Raw genomic sequence first — 22,530 nt, forward strand, 5'->3', positions numbered from 1 at the left:
AAACAGAATATATACATATGAAAAAGAATATATTTACAACCCTATTCATCGCACTTGTTGTGCTCCAATCCTGTTCAAAGGGTTATTTGGATGTATCGGACGAGCTTTCTGGTGGAATGAAAAATATTGAAGAAGTCTTTAAAAGACCTAGTTATGCCAAACGCTTTTATGCGAATGTATTTACTGGAATACCAGACTATTCATCTATGATTAGATCAGGGCAAACTGGTTTGCACAATCCGTGGGCTGGTATGACAGACGAAATCAGCAATATAGTAGGAGACAATAGAGTATATATGCTGTCAGCAAGAAATGCCAACAATATGTCTTTTCATCGGTGGGGTACCTTATATAGCTTAATTCGCCAAGCCAATATCTTTTTGGAGCGCGCAAAAGTGATTGAACCATCAGGGACGGATGCAGAAATGCTGACACAAGAAGAATTGTCGACATTAAAGGCCAATGTAAGATTTATGAGAGCTTACTATCATTTTTTGTTATTTGAACAATATGGGCCAATCATCATTATGAATAAATCTTATGAACCTACCGAAGAGCAAGATTTGCCCCGTAATTCACTAGATGAGGTAATAAAATATATCGACGATGAAATCCTTGCCTCTATAGAGGGAATGGAACCACGACCATTTGCCGATGAAAACTATAGGGCAGTTCCAACAAAAGGTGCAGCACTTGCCGTTCGCGCAAAATTATGGCTTTATGCTGCTTCTCCACTATTTAATGGTGGAAATACTGAGTATGCCAATTTATCTAATCTGGATGGGAAGAAACTATTTCCGGTGGCGGACCAAAACAAGTGGAATAAAGCGGCAGAAGCGACAAAAGATTTAATTACCTATGCCGAACAAGGTAACCATACATTATACAAGGTTTTGGAAAATGGTGTTATTAATGCTAATCTGTCCGTTTATGAACTTTTTCAAAAGTATAATGACGAAATTATTTGGGCTACACCTAATACAGGATGGGGAGGAATGGATGGAGATATGTTCGAAAGGAGGTCTACACCACGCAGTGAACCCAATGGTTTGGGTAATACAGCTTTACTGCAAGAGTTGGTAGATGATTTTTATATGAACGATGGATTGCCAATTAATAAAACTGATTTTTTGAGCGAATCTCCAAAATATAGTGAAGCAGGTTACGGAACCTTAGACGGTCAAAAAGTATCCAAAATGTATCTAGACAGAGAGCCTCGCTTTTACAATACGGTGTTCTTTGAAGGTAGAAAATGGCATGTCTCCAATAGAAGAATAGATTTCCACTTTGGCTCTGCTAATGATCGATCCAATAATCAGCACACGGCTAGTGGCTACATGCTTTATAAGCGATTCAATAAAAGAGTTCATAAAACAGCTCCTGGGGTAACTAGTATATTTAGACCCTCAATTATTTTTCGCCTAGGAGAATTTTATTTGCGCTACGCAGAAGCGTTGAATGAAGTTGATCCGCAGCATCCAGATATATTAAAATATCTAAATTTGATAAGACAGCGCGCAGGCATACCTAATATTGAACAGCTTAATCCAACAATTATAGGTAATAAAGATTTGCAACGTAAATCCATAAGAAGAGAATGTCGGGTAGAATTAGCGACTGAAGGGCAAAGGTATTTTGATGTAAGGCGTTGGATGATTGCTGAAACAACAGAAGGAAAGCAGGGAGGACCATTCTATGGTATGAACATGCAAGGAGATGAAACTAATTTTCATAAGAGAACGGTTATTGAAACGCGTATTTTTGAACCAAAATTATACCTGTATCCAATACCTTTTACTGAAATGCAGAAATCAAATGTATTGGTTCAGAATATAGGCTGGTAATTTTATAATGTTGGCATAAGGGAGCTCTTTCTATAAGGAGCTCCCTTTTTAATGTCCCGTTAATGAGTAATCTGAAAATGTCCCGACACCCGAAAACATCAGATTTATACCTAATACTTTACCGATACTTTTTTCATATTTAGTTTCAAATACTTGATGGCCATCTAATAAAACTGTTACAAATTTGTTTTTTATTCGTAAGGTAAATTGCCCGCCTTTTGTCAGGTCATGTCCTAGAAATCGCAAATCTTTCGATTTTCCATTCATTATTTGTTCTGAAAATTTATAGTGACACCAGCTTGTACATTCTGGTTTCATGATGGATAAAGCATGACTGTCTTTTTCTCCATAGATCGTGATGTCGAATTGGGAACAACGGACTCCAGGTCGATTAGGAGAGGTCTTTACAAACATACTGATCTGCATGTTATCACCGGATAGATCTGAGGGTTGAAGATTGGAATAATTCGTAAAAAATGTGTGGAGAGTATCGATGCCTGAAGCATGCACTTGATTCATTGTTACATTTGGAAGTAAGTTTTTACCAATATTGGTTTTTAATATAGGATAAACTCGAAAGGAGTCTGCTTGTAAATAAGCTGTTACTTCCCATCCACGGGTTTGTAAGTAGACTCTTGTTGTATCTATTACTTTATTTTTGAATAATAGGGTAGGGTAATAAACTCCTGGTAGCTCATAATAGTGTGTCACTGTACTATCTAGGAATGAATCTTTTGCTTTTTTCCAATCTTTGAAGTCAATTTCGTAGTCCGAAGTGTTTAATGCATCAGATTTTGTCGTCGATAACTTGAATATGGCAGAATGTGGAGTATGGCCTATTGGGTTAACGCAGTGAAGAGTAGGATGTTGAATGGATCTTGTTGGCCAAAATAGAAATATTATAATAGCAATAACGAATAGCAATAAAAATAATAATGGGATAATTTTCCTCTTTCTTATCGGTTTTGGATCTATGGTAATACTCGGCCTTTGCTCTTTATTAATTTCTGGTAATACCGTTGATTCAGATTCTTGGTAAGCTCTTTGCACATTTTCGAATTCAAGCCAATCGCGGTAGCCAATGAATAATGCGAGAGCATCACGGGTTGCTTTTTGGGGGTAGTATCGTTCAGGTGTTTTAAGTTTTCCAAAAATTCTTTTCAGGGTATTCTCACTGATGAGCACTTTAGTTTCTCTTCTCAAAAGTGCGCTTAGTCTTACATAGTCACTGTTTTTCCATTCTGATATATGAACATTACCAAGCTTAGTAGCCAGTTCCTGACAACAAATATCCAAAAGTGTGAAGTTTCTACTACCTCTATCTTGTTCAGAATTCAATTTTTCCATAATTAAGTATTTGGTTTATAACGTCTTGCCTTGTCATTTATATTAGCTTACTGATTGTACAGCAACATCTGATATATATTTGACCTTGTTGATTAGTTTTGTAAGTAGGAAGTCTTAAGAAACTAATTATAATCCAACATCTAAACAAGTGCAAATATATACACTTGGCTAAGATTACAAAATTTAAATATCAATAAATGAACCGAAACATTCACAAGAATAAACGCATTGCTATTTGGAACAATAAACTAGCATATGCCTTATTATTATCGGGCACAATGTTGTATCAACATGCAGGCGCTCAGCAACAAGAGTATAAATCAGTAAGTGGTATTTATCCACATCTAGCAATGTATAATAATGAGGGGGAGGCTGGTACAGGAGCCGTGATGCCATGGGCAGGGAAACTATGGGCGATTACCTATGGGCCACATTTGCCGCACGGATCCTCCGACAAATTATATGAGATTGATGTCAACCTCAATCAGAATGTCCGTAAAGAAAGCATAGGTGGTACTCCCGCTAACCGGATGATCCATAAAGAAAGTAAGCAGCTTTTTATTGGCCCCTATGCCATCAGCGAAACAGCTGCGGTACGGGTTATCCCAAATAAAGAAATGCCTGGAAGGCTTACAGGAAACGCACGTCACTTGACAGATCCTGCAAATAAGATCTTCTACGGTACTATGGAGGAAGGATTTTACGAGGTCGATGTAAAGAGCTTAAATGTGAAATGGCTCTATTCAGATACCAATCTAAAACCTTCTGACAGGCGCAATGTTCCAACCGCAAATTTACCTGGGTATCACGGAAAAGGATTGTATTCTGGGCAAGGCGTATTGGTTTATAGTAATAATGGCGAATATGGAGATAAGGCGCTTACACAATTTGATACACCTTCTGGAAGTTTATCAGAATGGGATGGAACTAATTGGAAAGTTATCCGTCGAAATCAGTTCGTTGAAGTGACAGGACCTGGAGGTGTGGAAGGAAATGCAAATCCACAGACAGATGCTATATGGGCAACAGGTTGGGACCATAAATCTATTTTGCTAGGTGTAAGAGGAGCGGGACAATGGACCTTCTTTAGACTACCAAAAGCAAGCCGTAGTTACGATGGTGCTCATGGTTGGAATACCGAGTGGCCTCGTATTCGTAATGTCGGAAAAGAAGGACAGAACGATTATATCATGACTATGCACGGTATGTTCTGGTCATTCCCGGGGACATTTACTAATAACACGACAGCAGGAATACGTCCTAAGTCAGCTTATCTAAAAGTAATTGGTGATTTCACAAGATGGAACGATAAACTTGTCTTTGGTACCGACGATTCTGCGCAAAAGGAATTTTTAAATAAAAGAAAAGCAAAAGGTAATCTAGAAGGACCTGGGCAGTCACATTCCAATCTTTGGTTTACCGATCGCAGTACGATTGATCATTTAGGACCAAACGCCTCAGAAGGTTCAGTATGGCAACAGGACGATGTAAAAGCTGGCGTATATTCCGATCCGATGTTATTTGCTGGTTGGAACAACCGTTCATCATGGATGCGCAATCACAGTGATAAGGCTATTGTACTGACGGCAGAGGTCGATCTGAACGGGGATGGTAAATGGTCTAAAATAGGAGAATATCCCCTAAGAGCAGGTGAAACGCTTCATAAATCCTTCTCCTCAAAAGAGCAAGGCGAATGGATTCGTCTCAAGACAGATCAAGACGCAAAGTTAAGTGCGCATTTTACCTATCACGATGCAGATAAGCGTGAAACAAAAGCGGATAAAATATTTACAGGTATATCTACTGATGGTGAGTTTTCCGGTGGTCTTTTGTACAGTTTGGGGCAAAACCGCAGAAGTTTGGGTCTATTAGCTTATGATTATAATAATAAAGGACAAAAGCAAAAAGTCGGTTATTATGAAATGGATGACAAGTTCAATTTAGTGCCAAAATCCGATGCAAAAACAGAACAAATAATTGAGACAAAGTATAGCATTCCACAGCAGGTTGTCAATATTGAACCATCATCGGCTTTGATTGTCGATGACAAGGGACGTCGTTGGAGATTGCCTTTAGGAGACGACTCTTATACATCATTGACCAATGAAGCTGCTTTGCGTATCTGTCGAGAAGTCGCAACCGAGCGTGATTTATTTAATCTGCACGGAACGTTTTATGAACTTCCGGCAGAAAATGCAGATGGTTATGCAAAAATACGTCCTGTATCATCGCATAATCTCAAGATTAATGATTACGCTTCTTATCGCGGTATGCTGATCATGACGGGACTAGATCTGGATAAAGCAAATTCCAATTCAGAGCACATCTTTGTTTCGACAGATAAAAAAGCTGCGGTATGGGCGGGAGCCATTGATGATCTTTGGAAGTTGGGTAAACCAACAGGGCATGGCGGTCCTTGGTACAAAACTGCCGTTCAAAAAGGAACTTCTTCAGATCCTTACCTGATTGGTTTTTATGACCATAAATCATTAGCGCTCTCGCATAATGCAAAGGGAACCGTAAATATAACATTAGAGGTTGACCCTGGAGGAGATGGTAATTGGATGACTTATAAAACACTAGCGGTGAAAAATGGACAAACACTCAAATTTGATTTTCCGAAAGACTTCCAAGCAAGATGGATCCGTTTTGTAAGTGATCAGAATTGTGAAGCGACAGCTTGGTTAGATTATAAATAATAGGCGTAATTTTATTGTCAGTTATAGGACGATTATCATCCTGTAACTGACAATATAGTTTAAAACAAAATTTATTAATATCCGGAACAAATGGAAATATTAAATGGTATCAGTGCACTCACATTAATTTTTACCGCGTTACTACTGTTGGCCATCGGTTACCGATTTTATGGTCTTTTCATCGCGCAGAAAGTTTTAAGGCTGAATGCTAAAAACAGCACACCTGCTACTGAATTTGCTGATGGGCAGGATTATGTTGTGACCAATAAGAACGTATTGTTTGGCCATCATTTTGCAGCCATTGCCGCAGCGGGTCCATTAGTCGGTCCGGTATTGGCAGCTCAATTTGGTTATCTTCCTGGCACACTTTGGATTTTGATCGGCTGTGTTTTAGGTGGCGGAGTACACGATATGCTCGTATTGTTTGCCTCAATCAGGCATAAAGGACAAAGTTTAGCATCTATTGCTGCTAAAGAAATTGGTCCCACTACTGGGTTAGTTGCTGGCTTTGCCATCCTTTTTATACTCATCCTTACGTTAGCAGGATTGTCCTTAGCCTGTATCAGTGCTATGCATGAGGCCCCATGGTCGCTTTTTACGGTAATTATGACTATGCCTATCGCAATCATCATGGGCTTGATCATGCGCTACCGTAAAGATAGTGTTCTATTTGCAAGTGTCTTAGGAGGTGTATTGCTCATTGCTGGCATCATTGGTGGACATGGTTTGATGCAGATGGAGCAGATCAGCGACTTATTCCACTGGCGTGTTTCTACGATTTCCATCGCCATTGCGGTATATGGCTTCTTAGCATCTGTATTACCTATGTGGTTGCTTTTAGTACCTCGCGATTATCTGTCCACCTATTTAAAAATAGGTACGATCATTATGCTTGCCGTAGGTATTATATTTGTCAATCCGAATATGGAAATGCCTGCTTTGACAAGTTTTATACATGGGGGTGGACCGATTATCGGAGGTCCTGTTTTGCCTTTCATCTTTATTGTTATCGCTTGTGGTGCCATATCCGGATTTCATGCCATTATAGCGACAGGTACAACACCTAAAATGATCGGAAATGAAAAGGATATTCTCTTCGTTGGCTATGGAGCCATGCTTGTAGAAGGTTTTGTGGCTTTGATGGCTTTAATAGCGGCCTGTACATTAGTGCCAGGAGATTATTTTGCAATCAATACACCTGCTCATCTATATGCCGATTTTCTGAAAGCAAACCCTAGTCTGCACATGGTCGATCTGCCTCATTTCAGTGAAAAGATAGGAATTGATCTGCAGGGACGCACAGGAGGTGCGGTATCATTAGCAATAGGAATGGCACATATTTTTAACAGTATCCCATTTATGGATCAGTTCATGGCATACTGGTATAATTTTGCGATTATGTTTGAAGCTGTTTTTATCTTAACAGCTATTGATGCAGGTACGCGTGTTGGACGTTATTTTCTACAGGAAATGATTGGTGGATTTGTTCCCAAGTTTAAAGATAAAAATTGGTGGCCGGGTATTATTTTGTGCAGTTTACTTTTTACGTTCGCATGGGGATATCTTGTATTCACTGGAAATGTGAGTAGTATTTGGCCTTTATTTGGGATCAGCAATCAGCTTCTGGCTGCTTGTGGCTTGATCGTATGTACGACCATGTTGCTACGTATGAACCGGGGGAAATATGCTTTATGTTCCGCTATTCCTGGTGTATTTATGGCATTAATAACATTCTGGGCAGGCTATTTGCAAGTTGTAGATATTTATTTGCCCGCACATGATTATCTCTTAGCAGGTTTAGCAATAGCAGCAATGCTGCTGATGTGTATCGTGTTTGTAGCCGCATTCAGGAAGTGGAATAGTCTCTTAAAAAGTAAGGGCAGTCATGTTGACTATTATGGAGAAACAGTGAAGGAATTAGTGGAAAGATAAGAGGTTTTGATAATTGTAAATCGAGAATACTTTAGAAATGTCAATTGGGATTTTCAAAATTAATTAAAATCCATTCAATAATTTAATCTTGCAATTTAAAAGAAAACTTCCATATCAATTACATATGGAAGTTTTTTGCTCATATAGCTTTTGTATTGTAAAAGACGTTTTGCGGTTGTAGTTATACTTATTCCTCTGTTTTGTCTGAAACCTTTTCGTACTCAAGCGTTCCCAGTTTATCACTTGTGATTATCCTCTTTTTTGTATCAAAATAATCCACATTGAATGGAACAGTTAGTATACTGATTTTGACAGTAAGTATTTTGTTATCATCAGAAAGTTTCCATTTGCCTTTGCGGGAATTTTTACCACTGATTCCTTGAAACTTACCCCCATCCATAAATATTTGGTAGGTTTCTTCTGGAGTCGTTACCTTGCCATCTTTGGTTTGTTTAATAAGTTTCCATTTTCCGATAAGTTCTTTTGAGGTTTGACTATAGCTTAATAAGCCAGTCAAACAAAGAATAAGTGTAAGTAAAGTTTTCATAGATTGAATAAATTGTATAGGCAATTTAAGATTTTTACTTTAATTTTCTTATAAGAATCTTGATATATTTGAATAAGAGATCTTTCAGGTTCTCTTGACTAATAGGAATTCACAGTGTTTTACCGTTGTGAAATGAAGAATTGAAACTGCAGTTTATTTTACCTTAAGTGCAGCTCATGGAAAAGAAACATTTTAAAGGTAATGTTAGAGTGTTTTAAACATCAGCTTATGTCAGCTCTGTGTTTGCTTTTGAGCTTAAAACCATTTATTTGTCCAAGATTAGGTATCTTGCAAGGAAATTTTAAGGTAGAAAATTGTGACGCATCAAGAACGGACAAGTAAAATCAGAAAAGAGATAATAGAGTCTTATAAAGCATTAAAATGTAAATACCCTTTGCTAAAATACCAAAATGCGATCGGACTCAGCATTTTTTTACTCTGTGTGGGCGTGAGTCTACTGTTGGGATATCTGTGGTATATTGATGTTGTTCCAGCTTGGATCTTAATCGTAGTAAATGCATTTTTGTTTGGCGTTTTGCATGAATTGGAACATGATTTAATTCATTACATGTACTTTAAAGGTAATAAAGCCATTCATAATGTGATGTTATTTTCGGTATGGATCCTAAGACCTCTTACTTTAAATCCTTGGTTCAGGCGCACACTGCATTTACATCACCATCGTTTTTCGGGTACCTTACATGATGTCGAAGAAAGAGGTGTTACTAATGGTGAAAAATGGACATTGAAACGTCTTTTGTTTACTCCGGATTTGGTATTAGGAAATTTACTTCGCGTCAGAGGATTATTCTCTGATATTAAACGTGAAGTAGACAATGGCAATTTGAAATTTGAAACTGCTCATAAACTTAAACTGTACGGTGTCTTTGGATTAATTCCTCTGACCATCGTTTCACATCTAATTTTATATTTCTTTGGTGCAGATTTATTACTTGACTTTTTAAATCGAAAATTTGAAATAGGCTTCGTTTTTCCAGCAATGATTAAAGAAATATTAAGCTGGTGCAATCCTATTATCTATATTATCCTATTACCAAATTTATTGCGCCAGTTCTGTCTCCATTTTATCACTTCAAATTTACATTATTTTGGAGATGTAGAAAAAGGAAACGTAATCGAACAGACGCAGATACTAACCGTTTGGTGGACTTATCCATTTCAGATATTCTGTTTCTTTTTCGGATGGACACATGGTATTCATCATTTTGTCGTTAATGAATCGTTCTATGTAAGGCATATCGCCCGTAAAAAAGCACATGAAATCATGAAAGCACATGGTGTCCGTTTTAACGATATGGGAACATTTAGAAGAGCAAACCGTTTTAATGAAATAGGTTAGTTTTTATAAGTCTTGGAATTGCGAATGAAATTGATTGTTGGCGCTTGGATGTAGGTTTTATTGCTGTCTTCCTGTGCCATTATCTTCCTTGAAGCAAACCACTCGATGTCGCTTTCTCTTTCGCTTCTTTTAACTTTTCTTTTTCATTTTTATAATTGTTTTTTAACTTTTCGAGACGTATTTTCTTTTCGCTTTTGCTTAAATAATGATCAGCCTCAATAAGTTTTTTGTCGGCATCATAACGATTTTCCAATTTTTCTAATGCCTCATCTGCCTTGTCGGTCACATTATCTTTAATGGAGGCTCGTTCATCACCATATTTTTCCAACCAGGTTTTTTGTTGTTCTGCAGTTAATACGTTAAAAATTTCTTTCTTATGTTGCAATGCAAGTTCACGTTTCTTTTGTCCCTTTTGATAGCCGGATAAAGATGAGTTGCGGCCAATTGCTTCAAACTTAGCCCCTGTACTTTTATTTATAGCATTAATTTTTTCTTCCTGTTGAAGAGTTAGTCCGAGTTCCTGATCATGTTCCAGACTATCGGTGTATATAGAAGTACTTTCATTTTTTGTTCCATTTTGTTGCGCGCAAGCACTAAAACTGAGGGTGAAAAGAGAGATACCTGTTAATATAGTACGTTTTATCATATTAATTTATTGAACTTGAGTACGTTGAAAATCGTGCCAAACATACCTGATTTAATCTTCAATTAATACAGTTTGCATTGATGGGCGGTAGAGCATGCAAAGAAATGTTATACGGGTTTAGTAAAAGTGGAATCAGTAAATTTTACAAATCAAACTCAAAATACCGTAAAATACCAAACCCAACTTTTGCTCATCTTTGTATTGTCCTTTCGATAGTAGATATTTAAGTAGGGCGGAAAACAAAAACGTAGATTTCAAGATTTAATCTACAAACAACATGCATATATGAAAAATTTAAAAAATATATTTTTAGGATTGACAGCCATGACAACATTAGTAGCCTGTAACAATCCAGGAAATAGTAAAACAGAAACCATGACAGCACAACAAGACTCGACTCACAATCACGAACATACTTATGCCTGTACGATGCACCCTGAAGTAACAGGACATAAAGGTGAAAAATGTACCAAATGCGGTATGGAATTACAGCCTATTCATAAGGCAGATGCCGCGAAGCTATCGGTTAGTATTTTAGCTTCACCGCAGCCTATAGAAGCCGGAAAACCAACAGCACTTTCGATCTCGATAAAAGAGAATGAGAAAAATGTAGCATTAGAAGAAGTACATGAAATGAAAATGCACCTCTTGGTAGTAAGCGAAGATTTATCCTGGTTTGATCATATTCATCCCGAAGAACAGCTGGATGGTAGTTATAGTGTGAAAGAAACATTTCCCGCCGCAGGCAACTACCTGCTGTTTACAGATTACAAACCTAAGGGATTGGCTGGAGAAGTTGCGATGAAGAAACTTGAAGTAACAGGTACTGCGGGTGCCACTTCTTTTGAATTGAATCCAAAAGCAGTTTCAACAATAGCAGGATATACCGTTACTTTGATTAATGCTAATGATCTAAAAACAAATTATACACAGGATCTGCAATTCTCAGTCGAAAAGAATGGCAAGAAACTCGTGGAAAGCGATTTTCAAAATTATTTAGGAGCAACGGCTCATATTGTTATGATCGGAGCAAAAGATAAAGATTTCCTTCATATCCATCCGGTATCAGACAAGCGCTTTCCGATATATGCGCAAACCAATATTAAAAAAGCGGGAGTATACCGCATGTGGGCGCAGTTTAAAATTGATGGACATGTGCATACAGCAGATTTTACGGTCAATGTAACAGAGGGAGCAAAAGGTGCTGGTGAAGGAAAAAACCATGGACATCAACATTAAATGAGCATAAATAATTAATGTAAGAATGCCTAACTTATTAATTAAAGTTAGGCGTTCCTTTTTATAATAACTTTTTAATCGCTATCTACAGTCTTGATAGTCTGTTAACTTAGTTTAATGGTAATAGACAAAGTTGTGTTTTTGTTAAACAGAAGTAAGGTGTTTTTAGACTTGATTTGGCAACACATTTTTATATAAATTTTAGGTGAAATGAAGACACTTGAAAGGTGTAAGGATTGAAATATCAAGGAAAAATTTTATTAGCGGTATTGTTAAAAATGCCTTTAAAAATTTTAGTGTAAAAATTTCGTAAGAAAAATATAAATTTGTTCTGAGAAATAATGCTTCTCTATCAATTCTTAAAATCATTCTATGAAAACATTTAAATTATTCCTTTTCTTTTGCTTATTTGGTGCCGCATCATGCTCAGATAAAGAAGAAAAAAGTGTTGTAGATTGTTTGGGTGACGCTATTTTAACCAGTATCGACCATTTAGCTTCAGCTCAAAATTCATCATTAATTAATTTTGAAGTGAAATATTCAGGGAATTATACACTTGACAGCACTGTTAAATGGGATTTTGGAGACGGAAAACAACAAACTGGTACAGGTAAAACCATAAGTCATACTTATACAGCTCCAGGTACTTACCATGTTATCGGAAAAGTTAGTGTAAATAATGGTGGATGCATTCATGATGTTAAGGAAACAGTTGTTATACCTCAATAATTATTTTAAGAACGTAAAAGCTATTTATTCATAATTCCTTTGGATATTATCAATTCATAGCGGTTGAGATTTTTTTTTATGTAGTTTATTTTTAGGAATTACGCAAGAACTAATAAAACAAAAAATCTGGAAAACCCGATATATAAGCAAAGCCATTCTTTTAAGAATGGCTTTGCTTATATATCCCATTGTGACTTTGAATAAGTTCTAATCAAATCTCTCCGAAAACAAAAGAGATCGTGACATTTACGCTATTTTATGATTACATTTCAGCACTAACATCATCTTTCTTTTTGTTCATTTTTACTTCGAGATAAGGATTGTGATACTGTTTGTAAAACAATTTCTTGTCATCTCTATAGCTAGAAATAGCGCCCAGTTTATGCATTAATTTGATGTAATACCATGCGAGATCTACCTGATGAGGTTTGAAACCACTGCGTGCACTTTTAGGAAATAAATGGTGATTATTATGCCATTCTCCTGCCACAATTCCGGGCCATACCTGGTTGATAGATTTGTCATTCACACTGAAATCTGTGCCTTCCTTTTGTTTATCTTCTCCTTTGGCATGACCTTCATAGTTAAAAGTACGGACACCAATTCCCCAGAAAGCTGCCGCACCAAACAAACTGCAAGCAAGTGGATGACCGCCTATTAGGAAAAATACAGTGTACCAAAATGCCCAGTTTAATAATGATGCTACTATAGCATAAACAGGAGGTACATATGATCCCCATTTTTTATATTGATGATAAGAGTTCGCTGGTACACCCGTATGTGACATCAAAGATTTTACTCTGTTATAATCCTGCTCATTTAGGTTCTTAGATATCGGCTGATGATTAACATCCGCCAGGAAACAATAAAGAAATCCGGCTTGGGCGTTATAAGGATCACCCGGCTGATCTGATTTTGCATGATGTACGTGGTGTGATATGACATATATCTCTTCAGGAATAACACTGATCGTGAGATTTTGGGTAATAAATCGCCAAAAAGGATTTTTAAATTTATAGGCCCCATGCGTACAATAGCGGTGGTGCCAGATCGTTCCATGGGTTCCCATGATGATCATGCTGTATACAAAGGCCGCCAGGACTGTCCACCAGGTCAGGTAATTCGTTAAAAAAATAAAGAAAAATGGAATGAGGCAGGCAATCTTGAACCAGCTAAAAAAAGGAAGCCAATTTCGACGATCCTTAAAGATATTAAGTCTCTTAAAGAACTCAGTAATGATTTCTTTGTTACTCGGCTTAATTAGTTTGCCCGTCGCGTCTTGCCACCCATAGGAAGGAAGTTGTAGCACATGATCTAAAAATGACATGTTATTAATAAATTTATAGTTTAGTGTGATAATAAATACATTTTTCAATGCAAATCAATCGCAATGATAATAAATATTTAAAATATATACAATTGAAAAATAGTTGTGCGAATCGATAAATGAAGGGACTTATTTGGTCAATATTGGAATTGATCTGTTGATGTAATTAATGCAAGTATAATCTTTTGGAAATTAATCACAAGTACATGGTAAAGACCATTTTTGGCGTGGTTGATGAAAATGATTTATGATGGGAGGGTACATTTAAAAAATGTAGTTAATTAGCACAGATGCTAATCACTACATCAAAATACCGAGAATTAAGATAATTCCCGAATTCTTTTATCTTGCTATGCGCACATTAAATGCGTTAACACCTTTTTGACCGTTTTCTACTTCGTAAGTAACTTTTTCGTTTTCGCGGATATCATCCATTAAACCTGTTGAATGTACAAATACATCCTGACCACCGTTTGCTGGTGTAATAAAACCGAAACCTTTAGTAACGTTAAAGAATTTTACTGTTCCTTCTTGCATTATATTATTGTTTTTATTATAAATTATTTAATTCTGAACTCCTGTAAAAGACATGAAACATGACTTTCAGAAGTTAATCGATCTGCTAGAAAGAAAAAGAATGTGTGTAAATTGAAGGTTGATCGGAGTCAAGCTCTAAGAGTACTGCGCACTTTTTATGAATAACAAAAATTAGCAATTAATATGCGAAGACAGTTATCATAGGATGTATCCTACTATTTCTAATAACCGCAATTACTGCTTGATTCTATGACAAAGATAAGTATAAATTATTTTAAATCAAAATATTTTTTCAAAAGTCATTAATTTTTATTTTCGGTAGAATATTAAAACTGTAGCTCAAATTAATGAATACTGAAAGGTTATAGAGTCAGAACCTGTAAAATACTAATATACCAGTCCACTTTCACCAATTCCGATCCAGGCATATATGGTATTCTCTTTTATGAAAGGATTATTGTTTTAATTCAGATTTTTCAGCTAAACCTTTTCTGTGATTACTAATTTAGAGATCAATTCATCATATTCTATAGAGCGAGTCCGTTATCTGTGGAAGTGATTTTTTATTGAATTGAAAAACCATTGTGAAAGGCTTATGAGTTTTATGCTCATAAGCCTTTTATTATTAGTTCCTTTTTATCATTAATTAGTAAAGCCCCAATTCAGCTATAGCGGCATTTCCTGTCCCATCCCAAGAGGATTTAAGAATAATTTTAAATGATTTTACGCTATGCTCGCTGTTGAAGTGAAAGTACTGAGGGCCTTGGCTATATATCGTTTGAAACTCGCCTGCTGAAGTAAAGTTTGTACCATCATCACTTATCTGCACCTCAAAGTTCTTACTATGTCTATAAGCACCTGGGCGAGCGTGATACACAAGTCCTTTCGCTTTTACAGCAGTAGATCCAACATTGATGGTGAGCGAATGCGGATAAACAGTTGCATTGGAAGACCAACGTGAATGCCAATAGCTCATTAAATTCTGGTCAATAGCTGCCACTGCCTTTCCTTCTCCAGATTCTTCAGAGCTAAAAGCATCAATAGACCAATCAGCTTTGCTAAGCTCCGTTCTTGTGCTGATGTTGAGAACGGGCAGGTTATTAACAAACCGGTATGAATAAAAGGCATTAGAAAAGATACCATTTTCATGGATCAGGAAAATTTTAATTTCATAATCTTCATTGTTTCGATAGGTGAAATCAGTTACCGGCATTTCCAGATAAAACCGATTCCCATTTAAAGGTTTCGTAGCAAAGCTTACGGCATTGTAATCCTTGTTGGTTCCGATACCTTCGTTGTTGACTTGCGGATCATTGTATACCGCAATGCCTGTAATAGGTATGTCAGTCTCATATTTCCCCGACAAAATAATTGCACCCTTAGACTGATCGTAATTTCCGGTGATCTCTGTAATCCGTGCTTTTGCCGCACCGTAGTATTCTTTCTGTTCCTTATTGAACAGCTGGTTTACGGACAGCATTTCACAGTCGGCAGGAGTTAAAAAAGTAGGTTTTGTTCCTAACGTATAATTACCGATATGCATCATAGACGATCCTTTATTAGGATCATTTAGTTCACTTACAGTCTGCATATTGTGCGGTAGATTGAGTGCATGGCCGAGTTCATGTAGTAGACCGCCATAGTACAATCTGAACCATTTACCTTTATCAGTTTTGTCGTCCATGTTTTTCATTTCCATGTCTTCGTAATCAAGTACAAAACAGGTTCTGTTTTTGCCATACGTAGCTCCATGGTAAGGGGGGCCGGTAGGTTCTCCAGAAACTTTGAAGCTATACCGTGGCACAATATTAAGAAAGTGATCGCTTAATCTTTCCTGCGGATGTGCTTTGTAATATGCTTCTATTTCATCCCAGATCGGTTTTGCTCCTCCCTCCAGGGTATATTGACTTGATGTTTTTGTACCGTAAATAGTTGTTATCCGCACTTTAGTTTTCTGGTCATTGGTTAATAGACCAAAGGTCTTGTCATATGAATACAGTTTCATTTTGTCGTGAAACCACTGTTGACCCCAGAGCATCATTTCATCCAATCGCTTTTCATAGCCTACAAGGGTGTCCAAATCTTTAGGAACAAAATAAACAATATTGAGATTGTAGGGACGATCGGCTTTATCCGTACCGGATCTTGAACCCGATTCCCGCTTGTTTACTTCTATAGGCAATTCAGGTTTTGGAGATGGAGATTGCGGTAATGTAGTCGTTTTCGAACAACTCAAAAATAGTACAAGCCCAATCGCTTTTAATAATAAATGGTATTTCATAGTTAATAACGATATATATTTATCTCTCCTAAATTGGTTGATGCTGCTGTACTGGTATTTCCGACGGTCATGACAATTTTGATAAACTGCCAATATCCATGTTCTACAGGATATTGTTGAAAAGCCTTGTTTGCAGGATCAAATACCAGATCTTGGCCGAGCACAGTCCACTTAGTACCGTCCTTGCTTGCTTCAATATTGAACTTGGTAAATCCATTAGTAGTATTCTGTCTAGCAGAAAGATCGATACGTGTCACATAAGATTCTTCTTTCATATCAATCTGTAACCAGTGCGGAAATTTGTCTGCTGTTCCTTGCCATTTGGAGTGCCAGTAAGTATTGACATTGTTGTCTATAGCCTGTTGCGCCCGTCCATTGGATGATCCTTCCCCCACTAATTCTTCACTATTTGCTGTAATGCTCCAATTAGTTTTGCTAATCGCGACCTCTTGCAGTTGACTAGCGATTAGAAAAATTGTTTTATTTGAACCGATCTTATAACCATTAGCCATACTGACACTTATTGGCAACATATAGTCTTTTTTCGGATCAAATTTGCTGGAGAAGTAGTCAACTGATAAATAATCTGAATGTAATTCTCCAGCCTTTATAATCGTATTGTAATTGCTGATTTTGTATGCATCTGCGGGAAATACTTCATATGGCGTCAGTCCCGCCTTTGTTCGACCGCTGTTAACACTGTCCAATGCACGCTGGTCAATAGCGAATTCTACTGCTATATCTTCTGCGGGTACGCCGACTGCTCCAAATGAGGCGTTGAATTTAAAGGATCTAGCTTCATCCGTAAACGGAAAAGTTACTAACGGCTGATCTTTCCCCGTAAATCTGGCAACATATATGGAAGCAGCATTTTTATCTGTGATAGCTTCTGTATAAGCGCTTGGTGCTTTCTCACAGGAAAGTGCGAGGAAACACAAACCAATACTTAAAATATTTAAAAATTTCATATCATTATTCATTAATATCCAGGAAATTGCACCAATTGTTTATTTCTGTCCATTTCGTCCTGTCCATGTGGATAGAAGTAAAATTTACGTTGCCATACTGCTCGTCTGAAGGCTAGCGTTCGTTTATGAAATTGTGGATCGGATAATGATGTTCCAGCATCGACATTCATGCCGTAATAAGCTCCTCCTTGTATAAAACCTTGTTTTTCGGGAACTTTCCAACGGCGGACATCAAAATAGCGGGTACCATTTTCATAACAGAGCTCCACGCGTCGTTCGCGCCAGATGTGAGCTCTCACCACCGATTTGTCTGTATCTGTAATATTAGAAAGCCCGCCACGGTTGCGTACAGCATTGAGGTATTTTAAAATATTCGGATTTCCTGGGTCACTTTCATTCAATGCTTCTGCATAATTCAAGTACAGTTCTGCCAGTCGGATCAGCATAGCAGGTCTGTTTACACGTATAGATGGACTAAAGCTAAAGGTCGGATGTACATTCTTTCGGGCAGTATAACCTGTTTTTGGCCAGTTCCGTGTTTCTCCAGCTTTACCAGAGTTACCCGTATAGAAAAATTCAACACGAGCATTGTTACTGCCTGATTTCGGAACACCAATGGTCGGAGCACCATTAAAGGTTACATACGCATAAAAACGAGGTTCCCTGTTGGTGTACATGGTGTTGGTGCCTGAAACGTAATAATCAGTAGCCGTTGTTGTATACGTGTTTTCATTATAACCGCCACCACCGATTTCAGAACCATCTTTCATACGGAAATCGTCGACTAGCTCCTGTACAACTGCCATTCCGTTCCAGGCAGTTCCTTGCACCGATCTAGGTGCCGCATGGTTTTCCCAACCTGTATAATCATTGGAAGTCCGTATCCATATTCCTTCGTCTTTCCATCCATCCCAGAATAGATTCCGTGACGATAGAAATGCGGCTTTAAAAGGATCTGCATCATTGACTTTGTATAATTTTTTGCCATTTCCTTCTGCCAGATCAATGGCTTGTTTTGTCATCTGCGCTGCAGTGGTCCAGCGCTGTGGATCTGCAGTCTGATTGAAGAGCTGCTTGCCGTCGAGATTCAGGAAGTCAGCCAATTCTGTGTTGCCATTAAATAACGGACTGGCATGGAATAGAAGAATCTGTGATTCTACCGCTGTTGCTATCATCTGATTAATTCGGCCTACTTTCGTCGGATCAACAGTTGTTGTGCCGTTAGCAAAATTATTCACGGGCAATTTTTCTTTCGCTTCAGCTATCTCTTTTAAAACAAAGGCTACACACTCATCCCAGGAGCTGCGCGGAATCTGATAGTTATCCTGAGGCCCACCTGACTGGAGAGGTAAAATGGCAACAGGGCCGTACTGTTTCATCATGACCCAATAGTAGTAGGCACGTAAAAATTGTGCTTCTCCCTTATATTGACGGATGATCTCTTCACCATTGTTCAGGTTTCTGATTTCTGCGTTTTTATCAATATTTTCAAGAAAAATAGAAGCGAGACGGATTTTTTCATAAAATCCCAATCCTCCCATATTAACCGAAGTTCCATTCAGTGCACCACTGTTCATTCCGGGATTATCCCAGTTGCTGATATCGAGTTCGTCGGTTGTCACGGAAAACCAGTAATTAGAACGTTGTGACCATGGATCATGGATCGATGTGTATAGTCCTGCAAGCCAGCGTTCTGATTGTCCCCGATTTGTAAATACACCGTCTATGGTGACGATATTATCCGGAATGGAGTCGAAGAACCCCTTTTTGCAACCGGTTACTGATAGCATCGTAACAATTGATGCTGCCATAAAATATTTTTTCAGTTTCATGATTGTCATTTTTATTTAAAGTTGATACGTAACCCAACATTGTAAGTCGTAATGTTGGGGTAGGAGGCTCCGCGACCATCACCCAGTTCAGGATCCCAAAATTTCCATTTACTAAGGGTCCAGAGATTCGTACCATTGGTGTACAATCTTATCTTCTGGATTGACCATTTTTTCATAAAACCGCCATCAAAGGTATAGCCAAGCTCTGCACTTTTTAAACGGATATAATCTGCGCGCTGTATCCACCAGGTTGAAGTCTGATAATTGGTGGTTAAATCCTGATTAGTCGATAGTCTTGGGTAGAATGGTCTTGGATTCGGATTCTCCGGTGTCCATCTGTCCAATACTTGTTCGTACATATTACCCCAGGTTGGTCCCTGAGAAAATGGGGTCGTTGCATATCCCGATGCATAGTTGAAATCGACCTGTCCAGCTCCTTGAAAAAATAGAGCAATATCAAAACCGCTGACGCCAGCTCCTATATTAAGACCATAAACAATTCTTGGTACAGCGCCATATCCGATAGCCGTCTGGTCATCACCGTTAATAATACCATTGCCATCCAGATCTTTATATCGGATATCTCCCGCACGTGTGTCACCTGCTTGGGTCGCAGCATTGTCTACCTCATCCTGCGATTGAAACAGTCCCGTCGCAATGTATCCAAACCGCTGACCGATGGGACGTCCAATGCGATCCAGATACGGATATTTCCAGCGTGCATTTCCATCTTCGACCACCTCGTTCTGATTGTAATTAAATGATCCTCGGAAGCTGATAAAATTCTTCACTGCGAAATTTTTCGTGTAGTTTAGACTGATATCAATTCCTTTGTTTTTGGTTCGACCCACATTTCCCCAAGGTAGGTTCTCATAGAGGAATCCAGAGTTGAACGGGATGTAAGTAGAAGGAGTCAATATATTTTCACGACGTTCCTTAAATAGTTCGACAATCAGTTCCAGATCTTTGTTTAAAAAGTTCATTTCCACCCCTAAGTTTTGTCGATAGGATGTTTCCCATTTCACATCACCACCGATCAAGGTCTCTTTGTAACCCGTATATCCGATCGTACTTCCAATATCGCCAAAGGTATAGGACGAACCATTCCCCAAAGTGGAAAGATATAAGAAACGGTAATTTGGATCATTCAATGCCGCATTACCCGATAGTCCGTACGTATAGCGTAATTTAAAGTGACTAACAACAGATTTTATAGGTTCAAAGAAGGACTCGTTGGATACAATCCAGCCCAGTCCTCCTGAAGGAAAAAAGCCAAAACGTTTACTGGGTACGAATGCATCGGATCCGGAATAAGAGAAGTTCCCTTCCAGGAAATAACGATTACTGTAGCCGTACGTAGCTCTACCTACAAAGTTGCGCTGTCTGTATGGTATTGCTGCTTTATAGCCAATATCGTCCACACGCGATTGCGCATCGCTAAAATCAGACTGGTTGAAGAGGAATAGACCTGACACATCATGATCACCAAATTTACGTGCATAATTGATAGCTGTTTCCGTGTAGATTCGTCTATCGGAGAATCGGCTGATCCCGAAGTTAAGATCGTTTGTTCCTTCGTATGCAATTTGGGTGAGCAACTCTCCGGCATCGTCACGTCCTGTGGCAAAATAAGTCTGTGGTGTTCTTCCACGGCTCGTCGTTGAGTTGGAATTGACATCAAAGGCAAACATGGTCGAAACCCGAAGGCCTTCGGTTACAAAGTCAAGTGCCTGTTCGGCCTTGATATTTGAGCGGAGCACGTTTGTAAAAATAGTCCGTACTCCAGATTGGGTCAGGAACATATAAGGACTGGGAATGGATCCCTGTAGCTGTGGCCACTGCCCATTGCTGTATCGGGTTGGCATGGTATGTGGCGGAGCCTGCGTAGCTATTGCGAAAATGGTATTGACACCATAGTTTGGTTCATTGTAATTGGTAATATATCCGTTTGCTCCAAAATCCAGTTTCGTGGTCGGCGTAAGCTTCAGGTTGAGATTACTGGTGAAATTAAAGCGATCTAGTTTAAGGACTGAATTGAAGCTTTGTACTTCATCTTGTTTAAACATCCCCGTTTCGCCGAAATATCCGGCAGATAAATAATATGAAGCATTTTCGGAACCTCCATTGGCATTTAAAGTCGCGCGTCTGTTTTGCCCATATTCTTTAAACAGTTCTTTATACCAATCTACATTTGGATATAAATCTGGATCAGTTCCATCCTTATGTAGATTTATACGCTCATCTGTATAGAGTGCTGTGCGGCCTCTCATAGTCAATCCTTCGTTATAAAGTTGCATGAAAGTTGGACCATCCAAGAATTTTGGTAACTCTGTAAATTTATTTATTGCCTGGTTGACTTCGGCGTTTATCTGTGGTTTTCCTATTTTTCCTTTTTTAGTATTAATAATGATAACACCATTTGCACCCCTTGTACCGTAGACAGCAGTAGCAGATGCATCTTTAAGCACCGTAAAGCTTTCTACATCTTCTGGATCTATGTTGTTTATGGATCTATCAGGTACTCCATCTACCACTAAAAGAGGTGAGCGTGGACTAGAACCAAGTGTTGCAATACCCCGAATAAAGATATCTGCCCCATCTGCACCGGGAGCTCCTCCTCTTTGGTAGGCAACAACCCCAGCAAGCCTTCCTGCAATTGCATTGGTAAGATCTCTGACTGGTAGTTTCAGCTCCGCGGGTTTAATCGTGGATTGTGAACCAACCAGACTTTCCTTCTTTTGTGTTCCGAATCCGACTACAACTACTTCTTCTAGACCTTGGGTGTCATTCTGAAGGGTGATGTCGAGCTTATTATCCGTTACATTTTGAACCTCTTGTGTAAGAAATCCTATGGATTTAAAGATGAAAGTTTGTCCCGGTTCAACAGAAAGTATATAACGCCCATTTTGATCGGTTATCGTCCCGGTGCCGGTTTTTCCTTTAATGGTGACGGAAACACCTGGAAGTACGTTACCAGCAGCATCTTTGATTATACCTGAAACTTCAATTGTTTTTTGGCTTACATAGTTTAAAACCCCATTCTCTCCTTTTGCGATCGGAGGGGTTAACATGAGTATACCCATTAAGGTAGGAACAAAGGAAAATCTTCGTCCAAATTTCAGCCCATGCGAGAGTAAATCAAGTCTCTTGCATCGATTTTGTTCGATATTCATTATTTTAGATTAGTGGTTAAATATTTGGTTATTTGATTTGGAGGTTAGGGTTTAGGAGCCCTAGCCGTT

15 protein-coding genes are annotated in these 22,530 nt (G+C 38.3%); 6 read left to right on the forward strand and 9 right to left on the reverse strand.

Translation table 11 applies throughout. The annotated features are described in order from the left end of the window. The first annotated feature begins 17 nt into the window (after positions 1 to 17). Positions 18 to 1,844: a RagB/SusD family nutrient uptake outer membrane protein gene (locus tag EDF66_RS08545; RefSeq protein WP_132841984.1), complete on the forward strand. Its 1,827-nt coding sequence runs from the start codon at positions 18 to 20 to the stop codon at positions 1,842 to 1,844. Between the two features lie 48 nt (positions 1,845 to 1,892). Here EDF66_RS08545 and EDF66_RS08550 read toward each other — a convergent pair whose 3' ends face one another. After that, positions 1,893 to 3,191 (reverse strand): hypothetical protein, encoded by a 1,299-nt coding sequence (locus EDF66_RS08550; RefSeq protein WP_132841986.1) that lies wholly within the window; start codon positions 3,189 to 3,191, stop codon positions 1,893 to 1,895. 197 nt (positions 3,192 to 3,388) lie between these two features. Between EDF66_RS08550 and EDF66_RS08555 the strand changes: the two genes are divergently transcribed. Together EDF66_RS08555 and EDF66_RS08560 are read left to right on the forward strand one after the other, a co-directional pair. Next, complete coding sequence (locus EDF66_RS08555; protein WP_207898532.1) at positions 3,389 to 5,890, forward strand: hypothetical protein; 2,502 nt, start codon at positions 3,389 to 3,391, stop codon at positions 5,888 to 5,890. Between the two features lie 90 nt (positions 5,891 to 5,980). After that, positions 5,981 to 7,822: a carbon starvation protein A gene (locus EDF66_RS08560; protein ID WP_243656014.1), complete on the forward strand. Its 1,842-nt coding sequence runs from the start codon at positions 5,981 to 5,983 to the stop codon at positions 7,820 to 7,822. A gap of 187 nt (positions 7,823 to 8,009) precedes the next feature. Here EDF66_RS08560 and EDF66_RS08565 read toward each other — a convergent pair whose 3' ends face one another. Then, a complete protein-coding gene (locus EDF66_RS08565; RefSeq protein ID WP_132841988.1) occupies positions 8,010 to 8,369 on the reverse strand; it encodes a lipocalin-like domain-containing protein in 360 nt (119 codons plus the stop codon). 316 nt (positions 8,370 to 8,685) lie between these two features. Between EDF66_RS08565 and EDF66_RS08570 the strand changes: the two genes are divergently transcribed. After that, the gene (locus EDF66_RS08570; protein ID WP_165902404.1) at positions 8,686 to 9,729 is read left to right on the forward strand and encodes a fatty acid desaturase; all 1,044 of its coding nucleotides are present in this window, start codon (positions 8,686 to 8,688) and stop codon (positions 9,727 to 9,729) included. 79 nt (positions 9,730 to 9,808) lie between these two features. Here the strand turns inward: EDF66_RS08570 and EDF66_RS08575 are convergent, their stop codons facing one another. Next, on the reverse strand, positions 9,809 to 10,375 hold the full coding sequence (locus EDF66_RS08575) for a hypothetical protein (protein ID WP_132841992.1): 567 nt from the start codon (positions 10,373 to 10,375) through the stop codon (positions 9,809 to 9,811). 285 nt (positions 10,376 to 10,660) lie between these two features. Between EDF66_RS08575 and EDF66_RS08580 the strand changes: the two genes are divergently transcribed. Continuing rightward, entirely contained in the window at positions 10,661 to 11,614 is a 954-nt protein-coding gene (locus tag EDF66_RS08580) for a heavy metal-binding domain-containing protein (RefSeq protein ID WP_243656015.1), read from the forward strand. Positions 11,615 to 11,986: 372 nt separating this feature from the next. Then, complete coding sequence (locus EDF66_RS08585; RefSeq protein ID WP_132841994.1) at positions 11,987 to 12,343, forward strand: PKD domain-containing protein; 357 nt, start codon at positions 11,987 to 11,989, stop codon at positions 12,341 to 12,343. A gap of 262 nt (positions 12,344 to 12,605) precedes the next feature. Here the strand turns inward: EDF66_RS08585 and EDF66_RS08590 are convergent, their stop codons facing one another. The 6 genes from EDF66_RS08590 to EDF66_RS08615 form a co-directional block, all read right to left on the reverse strand. Beyond that, positions 12,606 to 13,670: a fatty acid desaturase gene (locus tag EDF66_RS08590; protein ID WP_132841996.1), complete on the reverse strand. Its 1,065-nt coding sequence runs from the start codon at positions 13,668 to 13,670 to the stop codon at positions 12,606 to 12,608. 342 nt (positions 13,671 to 14,012) lie between these two features. Next, on the reverse strand, positions 14,013 to 14,207 hold the full coding sequence (locus tag EDF66_RS08595) for a cold-shock protein (RefSeq protein WP_132841998.1): 195 nt from the start codon (positions 14,205 to 14,207) through the stop codon (positions 14,013 to 14,015). A gap of 646 nt (positions 14,208 to 14,853) precedes the next feature. Then, on the reverse strand, positions 14,854 to 16,488 hold the full coding sequence (locus EDF66_RS08600) for a discoidin domain-containing protein (protein WP_132842000.1): 1,635 nt from the start codon (positions 16,486 to 16,488) through the stop codon (positions 14,854 to 14,856). 2 nt (positions 16,489 to 16,490) lie between these two features. Further along, complete coding sequence (locus EDF66_RS08605; RefSeq protein ID WP_165902405.1) at positions 16,491 to 17,456, reverse strand: discoidin domain-containing protein; 966 nt, start codon at positions 17,454 to 17,456, stop codon at positions 16,491 to 16,493. 11 nt (positions 17,457 to 17,467) lie between these two features. Further along, positions 17,468 to 19,288 carry a RagB/SusD family nutrient uptake outer membrane protein gene (locus EDF66_RS08610; RefSeq protein WP_165902406.1) on the reverse strand — a complete coding sequence of 607 codons (1,821 nt, stop codon included), beginning with the start codon at positions 19,286 to 19,288 and terminating at the stop codon, positions 17,468 to 17,470. Between the two features lie 11 nt (positions 19,289 to 19,299). After that, entirely contained in the window at positions 19,300 to 22,461 is a 3,162-nt protein-coding gene (locus EDF66_RS08615) for a SusC/RagA family TonB-linked outer membrane protein (protein WP_132842006.1), read from the reverse strand. Positions 22,462 to 22,530 lie beyond the last annotated feature (69 nt).

Origin of the sequence: Sphingobacterium sp. JUb20, assembly GCF_004342035.1 — a bacterium.
Lineage (GTDB): Bacteria > Bacteroidota > Bacteroidia > Sphingobacteriales > Sphingobacteriaceae > Sphingobacterium > Sphingobacterium anhuiense.